Below are 12,055 nucleotides of genomic sequence, written 5' to 3' on the forward strand. Positions count from 1 at the left end.
GCAGGCACAACTGGCGTTTTCGGCCCGAATTGAGTTCGTTTCGCGGGTTCTGCCTGCGTGGAGATACAGACTCGGGGATCAACGCAAAGGGCGGGTCGCGGAATTCCGCGACCCGCCCTTTGCAGAGCTGCTGATACGTCCGGGTGGCGGTGTTACTCCGCCGGGGCCGGGACGATGTTGACAACGCGGCGACCGCGCCGGGTGCCGAACTCCACGGTGCCCTCGGCGAGCGCGAACAGCGTGTCGTCGCCGCCACGGCCGACCAGGTTGCCCGGGTGGAAGTGCGTGCCGCGCTGACGGACGATGATCTCGCCGGCGTTGACCAGCTGACCGCCGTACCGCTTCACGCCGAGCCGCTGCGCGTTGGAGTCGCGACCGTTACGGGTCGACGCTGCTCCCTTTTTGTGTGCCATGTCGTGATCAGCTCACTTCTTCTTCGCGTCGATCGCGGTGACCTTGACCTGGGTGTAGTGCTGACGGTGCCCCTGGCGCTTACGGTAACCGGTCTTGTTCTTGTACTTGAGGATGTTGATCTTCGGGCCCTTGGTGCGGCCCAGGACCTCGGCCGACACGGCCACGTTGGCCAGCGCGGCGGCGTCGGCCGTCACGGTGTCGCCATCGACGACGAGGACCGCCGGCAGCGACACAGTGTCGCCGACGTTGTCGGTCAGGCTGTCGATCTCGATGACATCGCCGACGGCGACCTTCTGCTGGGTGCCGCCACTGCGCACGATCGCGTACACCGTGGATCTCACTCTCTGCTGGATCGGAAAACTTACAGGTGTGATGGTGTGAGGTCGTCGCGAGGACGAGATCCTCACACACTTACACACCGACACGAGATGGGTGCGCCAAGCGCACCCACTCAACTTTACAGGGTTGAGCCTGCAAAGTTGAAATCGGCTTAGCTGCTGGTGGTGACGAGTTCCGAAGGCTCGGTCGTGTCACTGCCGGTAGCTGTCTTGCTGCGGCTGCGGCTGCTGCGCCGCCTCCGGGTGGTCTTCGGGGCACCGTTCGGCGCTAGGTCGGCGTCGGCGACCTCGGCGGCGTCAGCTACGGCGTCGGCGGCCGTGGCCTCAGGGGACGGGAAGCCGGTTGCTTCCGGGCTGACGTGCTCGGCGGTGTCGGCGGAGACCGGGTACCCGGTGGGTTCCGGCGTACCGTCCGGCTGGCCCGAGGCGGCGTCCGCCTCCTCCTTCTTCACCGTCGCGGCGGCGATCTGGGCCAGCTTCTGGGCGGCGTCGCCGTTGTGCTGCGGCGCCTCCGCCTCGGCGGCCGGCTCGTCCTCGCCCCGGCCCTTGCCGCGGCGGCGGCGCGAGCTCTTCCGGCCGCCCTCCTCCGCCTGCGCGGACTTGCCGTGGTCGTGGCCGTTCTGCCCGCCTTGACCACTCTGACCACCCTGGCCGCCCTGACCAGTCTGGCCGTTGCGGCCGTCCCGGCGGCGGGACTCCTTCGGCTCGTCGTGCAGGATCAGCCCGCGGCCACCGCAGTGGTCGCAGTTCTCGCTGAACGCCTCGAGCAGGCCGGTGCCGATCCGCTTCCGGGTCATCTGGACCAGACCGAGCGAGGTGACCTCGGCCACCTGGTGCTTGGTCCGGTCCCGGCCCAGGCACTCGACCAGGCGGCGCAGCACCAGGTCACGGTTCGACTCGAGCACCATGTCGATGAAGTCGATGACGATGATGCCGCCGATGTCGCGGAGCCGGAGCTGCCGGACGATCTCCTCGGCCGCCTCCAGGTTGTTCTTGGTGACGGTCTCCTCGAGGTTGCCGCCGGAGCCGGTGAACTTGCCGGTGTTCACGTCGACGACGGTCATCGCCTCGGTACGGTCGATGATCAGCGAGCCGCCGGAGGGCAGCCAGACCTTACGGTCCAGGGCCTTCTTGATCTGCTCGTCGATCCGGAAGTTCGCGAAGACGTCGCCGTCGCCGCTCCACTTCTCGACCCGGTCGGCCAGGTGCGGCGCCACGCCAGCGACGTACTCGCTGACCTGGTCGTAGGCGCGGTCACCGGAGATCACGAGCTTCGCGAAGTCCTCGGTGAACAGGTCCCGGACGACGCGGATCAGCAGATCCGGCTCGCCGTACAGCAGGTGCGGGGCCTGGCCGTTCTTGGACTTCTTGTCGATGTCCTCCCAGGCGGACTGCAGGCGGCTGACGTCGGAGGTCAACTCCTCCTCCGACGCGCCCTCGGCGGCGGTCCGGACGATCACACCGGCCTCGTCGGGGACGATGTCCTTGAGGATCGTCTTCAGCCGGTTCCGCTCGGTGTCGGGGAGCTTGCGGCTGATGCCGCCGTTGCCGCCGCGCGGGACGTAGACGACGTACCGGCCGGGGAGGCTGATCTGGTTGGTCAGCCGGGCGCCCTTGTGGCCGATCGGGTCCTTGGTCACCTGGACCAGCACCGACTGACCGGACTTCAGCACCTGCTCGATCTTGCGCGGGCCGTTCGAGCCACCGAGTGTGGCCCAGTCGACCTCACCGGCGTACAGCACCGCGTTGCGGCCCTTGCCGATGTCGATGAACGCCGCCTCCATGCTGGGCAGCACGTTCTGCACGCGGCCGAGGTACACGTTGCCGATCAGCGAGGTCTGCTCCGCCGTGGTCACGTAGTGCTCGACCAGGACGTTGTCCTCGGACACCGCGATCTGGGTCAGGTCCTCGCGGGACCGGATCACCATGGTCCGCTCGACCGACTCCCGGCGGGCCAGGAACTCGGCCTCGGTGACGATCGGCGCGCGGCGGCGGCCGGCGGCGCGGCCCTCGCGGCGGCGCTGCTTCTTCGCCTCCAGGCGGGTCGAGCCCTCGACCGCGGTGATCTCGTTCGCGGTGTTCTTGCTGCGCGGCTCCCGGACCCGTACGACGATCTCGTCCGGGTCGTCCGGCGCCGAGGCGCTGTCCTCGCCCTTACGGCGACGGCGACGGCGGCGCCGGCGGGACGAGCCGCCGGCAGCGTCCTCGTCGTCGGTGGCGTCGGAGTCGGCGTCGTCGGCCTGGGCGTCCTGCTCGTTCTCGTCGTCCTGGTCGTCGTCGGACTGCTCGTCGGCGCTGTCGTCCGCGCCGTCCGCGTCACCGGACTTGCGACGACGACGGCCACCGCGGCGGCGACGGCGACGGCGCGTGCCCTCGGCACCCTCGTCCCCGTCCTCGCCCTGGGCGTCCGTCTGAGCGTCCGTCTGGGCCTCGGCGTCGGCGTCGGCGACCTCCGCGGCGGCCTCGAGAACCGGCTCGGCGCGGTCTGCGGCGACCTCTTCGGGGGTCTCGGCCTGCGCGGAACCCTTGGCGGTGGTCTTGGTGGCGGCCGGCGCGGTGGACTGGGCGTCGGCGTCACGGTTGCGACGGCTCCGGCGGCGACGGGTGCCGGACGGCTGCTCGTCGGCGCCCGGCTCCGGGGCGGCTACCGCGGCAGCCTCCGCGGCCTCGGTCGCCTCGGTGGCCTCGGTGGTTTCGGTGTCCTCGTCGTCCTCGGCGGTGGTCGCGTCGGTCGCCTTCGGTACGTCGGTCGGCGCCTGGAACAGGACGGCCGCAGGCGCGGGACGGCGGCGGCTACGCCGCGTGCTCGGCGCGTCACCCGAAGTACCAGCCGCCGGCGCGTCCGCGTTCGCGGCGGCCGTGCCCGTGGCGGAAGTCCTGCCCGTGCCTGAGGTGGCGTCCGTGGCCGCGGTGGTGTCAGTAGCCGCGGAGTCGGTGGCCGCGGTGTTGGTGGCTGCGGTGTCGGCTGCTGCGGTGTCGGTCGGGGCAGCGTTGCCGGAGCCGGTCCTGCGGGAGCGGGACCTCGTGGAGCCCGACTTCGCCGAGCGGGCGTTTCCGGACGCGTCGGCGGGAGCGGCGTCGGCGGCGGGTGCCGCGTCGGCGCTCGCGGTGTCGGTGGCCGTGGTGTCGGTGGTCGCCTCGGCGGTCTTCGACGTACGGCGACGCGAACTGCGCTTACGCGCCGGAGCACCGTCGCCGGAGGCGGCGTCAGCGGCGGAGGCGGTGTTCGTACCGGCCGACGCGGCCTTCCCGCTGCCGGTGTCCGGGCCGGTTCCGGCGTCGGCGGTGGGGCCGTCGGTGGTGGGGGCGTCGGACGAGAACAGGTCCGGACCCGCAGGCGCCTTCTTGGTGGTGCGCTTGCGGGTGGTCTTCTTCGCGGGGGCGCTCTCCACGACCGGGCCGGCGTCCGCGAGCGGGGTCCCGGATTCCGGGGCGGGCTCGTCGGTCGCCTGCGGGAAGATGTCCTGCGAGGCCGGCTTGGCGGCGCGCTTCGCGGTCTTCTTGGCGGGGGCCTTGGCCGCGGCCTTCTTGGCCGGCGCCTTCTTCGCGGCGGCCTTCTTGGCCGTCTTCTTCGCCGGAGCCGGCGCCGGATCGGCGGCCTCGCCGTCGGACTGGGTCGGGACCGCCGTGGCGTCCTCGGCAGCGTCCGCGGCGGCGGTCTTCTTCACCGTGCGCTTGCGCGGCGTGGTGGTCTTCTTCGCAGCGGCGGCCTTCTTCGCGGCCGAACTCTTCGAACTCGGCCGCGCGGAGGCGGCGGGCTGGGCGGTGGCAGCCGTGTCGGCTGCTTCGGTGGTCGGCTCGTTGTCGAGCATGTAGTGCGGGTCTCCTCAAGCCCTCCGGCGCATCCTGCGACCCCTGTCACGGGTCCGGACGCGGCCACAAGGCGGTCACGGTTCGCCCTCCCGGACCGTGCGGTCGCGGTGAGGCGGAAGCCTGCTGGATCCGCTCCGCCCGCGCTCAGGGCACAGAGGGAGCGGCGGCGTCGCCCTCCGCTGTATGCGTCTGGTGGGGACCTGCCTGGCCGGTCGCGGTCGCCTGGGTGGCGTCGCGGTCACGAGCGAGCGGGTCGTCCACTGTGCCGGTTGCCGCGATCAGCGGGCCCTGGGCGAGCCGCGTCAAAAGAGCCGGGCCCGTCACCGGGAGCGCCGCTACTTCGAGCACGCCGGCGAGAACGTCGTCGGGTCTCACGGCCGGGGTTCCGTGCCGTAACACCACTTGCAGTATCGCACACGTCTCAACCGGCCCCGGTTCACTCGCGACGGTGAGTCGGAGAACGGCAGCCCGACAGTCGAACGAGCGAAGCCCCCGTTTGGTCATGCGCTCGACCAGAATTTCCTCCCGGCCGAGGAACGCCTCCACGGCCGGCTCGGCCGCCCCGGGATCCACCCCCGGCAACGCGATCCGCCACTCACTGGCCTCCAGCCGCTCGGCCAGCGCACCGGGGCCCGCGACGACCACGTCCAGGACGTCGAGACCGGGCGGCAGCGCCTCGTCGAGGGCGGCGCGGACCTGTTCGGCGTCCCGCTCCTGTGTGAGCGATATCTCCAAGTACTCCGCTTCGGAGGCGGCCCCGGTCGGCGCGGCGCCGGCGTACGAGATCTTCGGGTGCGGGCTGAACCCGTGCGAGAACGCCACCGGCAGCCCGGCCCGCCGTACGGCGCGCTCGAACGCCCGCTGGAAGTCGCGGTGTGAGGTGAATCGCAGCCGCCCCCGCTTGGCGAACCGCACCCGCAGCTTCTGGACCGCGGGGAGCTGCTGGGACGGCGGAGCTTGAACTGGTGCCACACCCGCATTGTGTCAGGCTGCGGCCCGTCCGGTCAGATACAGGGCCCAGCCGAGGAACCCGAACGAGATGGTGGCGAGGACCGCGCGGACCAGGTTGAAGGCACGCCACCTGGACTCGTCGAAGGCGGCGCGGGCGGCCGCGACGTCGATGGTGGCCGGGTCACCGGCTGCCTTGAGCGCGTCGTTCAGCGGGACGTTCACCGCCACCGTGAGGATCATCGTGACCAGGTACAGCACGAACGCGACCGCGATCCACGGCAGCGCGTTCTCCTTGAGGCTGAACAGGCCCGCGAGCAGCGTGAAGAGCAGCGCGCCGACGAACCCGAGACCGAGGAACAGCGGGTTCAGGATCGCCCGGTCGACCGCCTGGAACGCCGCGACGAACGTCTTGTCGTCGGTCTGGGCCAGGCCCGGCATGAACGCGTTCGCGTAGATCGCGTACACCCCGGCGACCAGGCCCGTCGTCATCGTCGCCGCCAGCAACGACGCCACCCGCAGTCCGTTCATCTCACTCCTCCAGTACGGCGGGAACTCCCCGCACCGGACAACCTAGAAGCCACGGCCTGCCGGGAACATGTCGGCGAGGCTCACGTCCATGTCCGCTCGGCTCAGAGCCGCGCGCACTGCCCGGAACGCGGACCCTCGACCTCGTTCGGAGCCTCCAGATCGGTCGGTGCCGGGATGTTGCCGGAGCAGCTGAGCGGACCGTTGATCGTGTTGCCCGCGAGTGCGGCGGCATCCGTCGTACGGCTGTTGGTGACGGCCACCGGCCCCTGGATCGTGTTGCCGACGACGACCACGCTCCCGGTCACGCGATCGGCCGTCACCGGGCCGGAGACGGTCGATCGGAGCAGTTGCAGATCAGCGGCGCGGTCCGCCCGGACAGGACCGTTGACGCGCGAGTCCGTGGAGACCAGCGACGCGCCGGCCGCGACCAGGACCGGACCGCCGACGGTCGCGTCGACCAGGCAGGTGACGCCCGAGCCGACGTACAGCGAGCCGCTGTGGACGCCGGTGACGGTCGTCGTGCACGCCGGCGCCGGGCGCAGCAGTGTGACCGCGAACCGGCGCGGGCTCCCGATGTTGCCGGTGGCATCGATGGCGCGGTACTCGACCTGATGACGGCCGTAGCCCGGCGGTACGTCGTCCCACGGCACGACCCGCGGTACGCCGAGCTTCCCGTACACGAGCTGGTCGATCTCGGTCCCCTCGGCCGTGAACCGGAACGGCGCGGACGCATCCGTCGGCCAGCCGTAGTAGTTGTACCAACCGTCCCCGTCGACCCGGAACTCCGGTACGACGTACCCCTCGCTGTCGTCCCGCGCCGCCAGCCCCATCGTGAACGCGTCGTTGTAGATGTACTCCGGTCCGCCCGGTTTCCGCACCGTGAGCAGCGGTTTCGACATCGTGGGCGTGACCACCGGTTCGACGCCGTCGACCTCCCAGGTCAGCGTCTCGGCACCGACCTGGGCGGTCAGCGTGTGCCGACCGGTCAGCCCGAGCGGGCCGAGGTCGAGGTCCCGGTCGTTGCCCGGGTTGTCGACAATCCGACCGTCGACTTTCCAGGTGATCGCGCCGACGGACTGCGCGGTCTCGGCGTACACGACCTCGTCAGCGCTGACCGGGTGATCGGTCGGCGTAGAGCCCGCGAAGGTCGGCGCGGAGTCGGTCGAGGTCGGCGGCGACGCACCAGATGCCTGCGCACTCAGGGAAGTGTCGATTGTCCACGATCGACTTGCCGTCGGACGTACGGCGGGATCGCGGATGAACTCGGTCGGGTCGACGATCGTCGCCGTGAGCGTGTGCGTCCCGGGTGCGAGGTCGAGGGTGGAGAGGTCGACGGCGCGGGCGTTGGCGGTCCGCAGCGCCGTACCGTCAACCGCCCAGGTCACGTCGAGCTCGTGGTCGACCGGGTGCAGCGTCTGCAGCCAAACGACCTGGTCAGCGGCGACTTTTCCGACTGGAGTGCTGTCCTGGAACAGGTTGGCCTTGGCGGACAGGCGTTGAGTCATGCGCTCGCGGGAGACCTGGTCGAAGTAGTAGCCGAGGGCCTTCATCATCGAGTGCGCACTGGGCCGCCAGACGCCGGAACCGGCGTACATCCCGCCCTCGTAGCGCCCGATCGTGCCGCCGGACTCGGACGGCTCCCCCAGCCAGCGGAACCACTTCTTCTGCTGCGCCAGCATCTGCTGCTCGGTCAGCAAGGTGTGGTGGATCGACGACGGCTCGGGACCTTGGTACGGCGCTCCGCGGTCGCCGCGGGCGTAGTAGTCGTACTCGTCCTGCAGGCCGCCCAGCGAATGGCCGAGCTCGTGCGGCGTGATCAGCGCGGAGAGCGCGTTGCCCCCGGACGCGGTGGCGTACGCACCGCCCGCCCCGCCGTACGTGTCGCTGTTGCCGATAGCAAGAATCTGCCGGTTGGCGCCGGTGGTGCCCGGGACCAGGTCGGCGTACTGCGTCGCGGCCGCCTGGCTGACCGTCAGCAGGCGCTGGACGCTGCCGGGGTTGCAACCGCCCCAGAACCCCATCTGCAGCGGGGTGTCGCGCTTCGGCGCGGTCAGGTCCGGGTCGCAGTCGACGCCGGACTCGGGGGACGCGATTTCCACGGCGTACACGTTGACGTAGTTGCGGTACGACTTGAACGGCTCGATGCTCCACAGGATGTTCAGGTGCTTGCCGAGCTGCTCGCGGAACTTCGGCAGCTCGGCCGCGGTGTAGCCGTCGCCCATCACCACCAGGTTGAACCGGGAGGACGCCGGGCCGGTGACCTGGATCGGTACGACGGTCGCACTCGGAGCTGCGGCCCTTGCGGGCAGGGCCGCGAGGACGCCGGCGAGCAGGGCCAGGACCACGGTCAGAAGCTTGGTGCGCATGGTTCTCTCCCCCACCTGGGCGACGGTGCCGTCAGCAGCTTACGAAGCTCAGCCGCGGAGTGTGAGGAGTTCCCGCGTGGCGACGTACGGGCCAAGCGGGCGATCGTGCGGCATCATGAGGGGTCGGGAACGTGTGAGGCTGCGTGACCCCTGAAGAAAGGACACCGATGACGGAACCGGCACAGTCGCCGCGGCGGGAACCGGACCCTGCGGTCGTGGATGCCGGGGACGGCGACGGCAAGGGCATCTACTGGGTGCTGAAGAACGTGGTCGTCGGGCCGCCGGTGAAGCGCATCTTCCGGCCCAAGATCGTCGGCGCCGAGAACGTGCCGGCGACCGGTCCGGCGATCATCGCCAGCAACCACCTGTCGTACTCCGACTGGATCTTCATGCCGCTGGTCCTGCGTCGGCGGGTGACGTTCGTCGCGAAGTCCGACTACTTCACCGGGGCCGGGATCAAGGGCCGGTTCCAGCGCGGGTTCTTCAAGGGCACCGGGCAGGTGCCGATCGACCGCTCCGGCGGGTCGGCGTCCGAGGGCGCGATGCGGGCCGGGATGAAGGTGCTGGGGCGCGGCGAGCTGTTCGGGATCTACCCGGAGGGCACGCGCTCGCACGACGGGCGGCTGTACAAGGGGCGCACCGGTGTCGCCCGGCTGGCGCTGGAGGCGAAGGTACCGGTGATCCCGTGCGGCGTGATCGGGACCGACGTGGTCGCCCCGCCCGGGAAGATCGTCGCGTCGTTCGCCTCGCCGACGGTGAAGTTCGGGGAACCGCTGGACTTCTCGCGGTACGAGGGCATGGAGAGCGACCGGCTGATCCTGCGGGCGGTCACCGACGAGATCATGTACAAGATCATGGAGCTGTCCGGGCAGGAGTACATCGACATGTACGCCACCAAGGCCAAGGCACTCGACGGGCGCGCGGTCACCGGGGCGCCCGAGAAAGTCCGCAAGTCGGACACCTGATCCGGTTGGTGAGATCGGGTGGGGCTACCCTGGGAGATCGTGGACGGACCGATCGCTTATCAGGGTGAGCCAGGCGCCAATTCGGCGATGGCGTGCACCGACATGTTCCCGGACCGCGAGCAGCTGCCCTGTACGACGTTCGAGGACGCCCTCGAGGCGGTCAGCAGCGGTCGCGCCGGGCTCGCGATGATCCCGGTGGACAACTCGATCGCCGGGCGGGTCGCTGACATCCACCACCTGCTCCCGGAGTCCGGGCTGCACATCGTCGGCGAGTACTTCCTGCCGATCCACTTCCAGCTGCTCGGTGTCCCGGGTACGTCGCTCGACCAGATCCGGACCGTCCGCAGCCACTTGCACGCGCTCGGCCAGTGCCGGAAGATCATCCGCGAGCACGGCTGGTCGACCGTGGTGGCCGACGACACGGCCGGCGCCGCGCGGGAGGTGTCGGAGCTCGGTGATCCCACCGTGGCGTCGCTGTCTCCGCGGGCGGCCGCCGACCTGTACGGTCTCGAGACGCTCGCCTCGGACGTGGAGGACGAGCACCACAACACGACCCGGTTCCTGGTCCTGTCCCGGGAGCCCGACGTACCGCCGGTCGGATCCGGGCCGGTCATCACGTCGTTCGTGTACCGGGTGCGGAACGTGTCGGCCGCGTTGTACAAGGCGCTCGGCGGGTTCGCGACGAACGGCGTGAACATGACGAAGCTGGAGTCGTACCAGCTCGGCGGGATGTTCTTCGCGACCCAGTTCTACGCCGACATCGAAGGCCACCCCGAGGACCCGAACGTCGCCATCGCCCTCGAAGAACTCGCCTTCTTCTCCGTCGAGGTCCGCATCCTCGGCGTCTACCCCGCCAACGAGTTCCGCGCCCAAATAGCCGAACCCGCCGCCAACCGAGCCCTCCGCCCCCACCACTAGCCCTTCCCGTTCAGCCGGGCCGGGTCGGGCAGCATGGTTTGCGACAGGCCGCGGTGTCTGGAGACAAGCAATTGCGTGTCTCGCGACCCCATCGGTGGTCGCAAACAACTGCGGGATGCCCCTCGGATCACAGCGCGAGGACCGTGAGGGCGGCGGGGCTGAGCTGGGAGCTGTTGCCGGTGTGCAGGTTGAACCACTGGTGGCCGGCGGTGTCCGAGGACAGCACTTGCCTCGACGCGGCGACCGGGCCGGGGAGGTCCAGGAAGACGCCGTGGTGGTGGAAGTCGATCGGGGCGCCGGTCGAAGTTGTCCGAACGTGGAGCGCGAAGGACTCGAACTCTCCGGTGACGGTCAGGCGTAGGCCGAGCTCTTCGTGGAGTTCGCGTTCGAGTGTCTGCGACCAGGACTCGCCTGGTTCCGGGCTGCCGCCTGGGAGGTCCAGGAGGCCGGTGTACGGACCACGGGTTTTGTGGACCAGGAGGACCTGGTCGGCGTCGCGATGCGGGCGTAGACGCCGAAGTGGTGCTCCATCACGCGATGGTAATTCGCGGGCGGGTGAGGGGTTGGGGAAATAGGGTCGCGGGATGGAGATTGTGGTGGTGGATGGGCGGGATTCAGAGCGTTTTCGGCGGTTCTACGAGGTGAAGTTCGGGGTTCGGCGGGAGGAGCTCGAGTTTCCGGTGGGGATGGGGGCTGAGGAAGCTCGGGTGTTCATGGCTCGGGAGCATGCGGATGTGCGGGCCGAGGGGCTGGGGGTGGTGGACGGGGACACCTGGCTGGGGGTTGCTTGGCTGGACTGGTGGTTGGTGGGGAACACCGACACCGTCGACGTGGAGCTCGCCGTCGCGCCGGAGTACCGGCGGCGTGGGGTTGCCAGCAGGCTGCTGGAGGTCGCGGTCGAGCGGGCGCGGGACGCGGGGCGGCGGATCGTGTCAGGGACGAACATGGCAGGTGACCCGGTGACGGGAGAAGGCCCGGGTACGGCGTTCGCGGCCGCGCGGGGGTTTGTGAAGAAGCACGCCGAGCTGCACCAGGTCGCCGAGCTGCCTTTGGCTGATCTCCCGGAGCAGGACGTTGACGGGTACGAGATCGTGCAGTGGCGCGAGCACGCGCCGGACGAGTGGCTCGGGCAGTTCGCGGAGTTGCTGAGCGGGATGAGCGAGGACGTGCCGACCGGCGACCGGACGGACGAACCCGTGCAGTGGACGCCCGAACTGGTGCGGGACGCCGAGGCGCGGCGGGTCGCCCAGGGACGGTTCGTGTACACCACGGTCGCCGTCCACACCGCATCCGGCGAGCTCGCGGCGTACACCCAGATGGGCGGTACGCCGGAAACCCCGGAGCGACTCAACCAGTACGACACCTACGTACGCCGCTCGCACCGCGGCAACGGCCTCGGGATCGCCGTGAAGACCCCGAACCTCCGCGCCCTCCAGTCCGGCGTCGCGCGCCCCGCCGTACTCCACACCTGGAACGCCCCCGAGAACGCCCCGATGATCGCCGTCAACACCAAGCTCGGCTTCCGCCCCGTCGCCCAACGCACGATGTGGGAACGCAACCTCTGACCAAACCTCCCGCCGGCCGCGGATCGGAGGTTCGTGCGCAGGCTGTGGATCGTCTCCTGACCGGGTGCGAAACCTTGTGCGGGAACGGTGATCGGAGGAAGGTGAAAGCCAGAGCAGCGACTTGGGGGCCGGCTGTTCGGTGGGGGAAGGCGGTGGGTCCGCCTTCGGGCGAGGGGTGTGCTGGGGGTGGGCTTCTC

At 70.1% G+C, this 12,055-nt stretch carries 9 protein-coding genes and 1 pseudogene; 3 read left to right on the forward strand and 7 right to left on the reverse strand.

Features of this window, described 5'->3' with window-relative positions; genetic code table 11:
* Positions 1–152: 152 nt before the first annotated feature.
* The 6 genes from rpmA to BJY22_RS34070 all read right to left on the reverse strand — a co-directional run bounded on the left by rpmA (position 153) and on the right by BJY22_RS34070 (position 8,410).
* Positions 153–413: a 50S ribosomal protein L27 gene (rpmA, locus tag BJY22_RS34045; protein ID WP_132152713.1), complete on the reverse strand. Its 261-nt coding sequence runs from the start codon at positions 411–413 to the stop codon at positions 153–155.
* Positions 414–425: 12 nt separating this feature from the next.
* Positions 426–743 carry a 50S ribosomal protein L21 gene (rplU, locus tag BJY22_RS34050; RefSeq protein WP_167219016.1) on the reverse strand — a complete coding sequence of 106 codons (318 nt, stop codon included), beginning with the start codon at positions 741–743 and terminating at the stop codon, positions 426–428.
* A gap of 161 nt (positions 744–904) precedes the next feature.
* Complete coding sequence (locus tag BJY22_RS34055; RefSeq protein WP_167215288.1) at positions 905–4,564, reverse strand: Rne/Rng family ribonuclease; 3,660 nt, start codon at positions 4,562–4,564, stop codon at positions 905–907.
* A gap of 145 nt (positions 4,565–4,709) precedes the next feature.
* Positions 4,710–5,537, reverse strand: coding sequence for a TIGR03936 family radical SAM-associated protein (locus tag BJY22_RS34060; protein WP_167215291.1), 828 nt, complete (start codon positions 5,535–5,537; stop codon positions 4,710–4,712).
* Positions 5,538–5,549: 12 nt separating this feature from the next.
* Positions 5,550–6,044, reverse strand: coding sequence for an anthrone oxygenase family protein (locus tag BJY22_RS34065; protein ID WP_167215294.1), 495 nt, complete (start codon positions 6,042–6,044; stop codon positions 5,550–5,552).
* Positions 6,045–6,145: 101 nt separating this feature from the next.
* Positions 6,146–8,410 carry a M64 family metallopeptidase gene (locus BJY22_RS34070; RefSeq protein WP_167215297.1) on the reverse strand — a complete coding sequence of 755 codons (2,265 nt, stop codon included), beginning with the start codon at positions 8,408–8,410 and terminating at the stop codon, positions 6,146–6,148.
* Positions 8,411–8,577: 167 nt separating this feature from the next.
* Between BJY22_RS34070 and BJY22_RS34075 the strand changes: the two genes are divergently transcribed.
* Together BJY22_RS34075 and BJY22_RS34080 are read left to right on the forward strand one after the other, a co-directional pair.
* On the forward strand, positions 8,578–9,375 hold the full coding sequence (locus BJY22_RS34075; RefSeq protein WP_167215300.1) for a lysophospholipid acyltransferase family protein: 798 nt from the start codon (positions 8,578–8,580) through the stop codon (positions 9,373–9,375).
* A 39-nt stretch (positions 9,376–9,414) separates the two neighbouring features.
* Positions 9,415–10,293, forward strand: a complete 879-nt coding sequence (locus BJY22_RS34080) for a prephenate dehydratase (RefSeq protein WP_167215303.1) — start codon at positions 9,415–9,417, stop codon at positions 10,291–10,293.
* Between the two features lie 238 nt (positions 10,294–10,531).
* Here BJY22_RS34080 and BJY22_RS43355 read toward each other — a convergent pair.
* A pseudogene (locus tag BJY22_RS43355) lies at positions 10,532–10,885 on the reverse strand (NUDIX domain-containing protein); the annotation flags it as partial.
* On the opposite strand from BJY22_RS43355, the gene BJY22_RS34090 reads away from it, so the two are divergent.
* The gene (locus tag BJY22_RS34090) at positions 10,878–11,858 is read left to right on the forward strand and encodes a GNAT family N-acetyltransferase (RefSeq protein ID WP_167215306.1); all 981 of its coding nucleotides are present in this window, start codon (positions 10,878–10,880) and stop codon (positions 11,856–11,858) included. The pseudogene BJY22_RS43355 and the gene BJY22_RS34090 overlap by 8 nt on opposite strands.
* Positions 11,859–12,055: the final 197 nt, after the last annotated feature.

This window comes from Kribbella shirazensis (assembly GCF_011761605.1).
Classification (GTDB): Bacteria; Actinomycetota; Actinomycetes; order Propionibacteriales; family Kribbellaceae; genus Kribbella; species Kribbella shirazensis.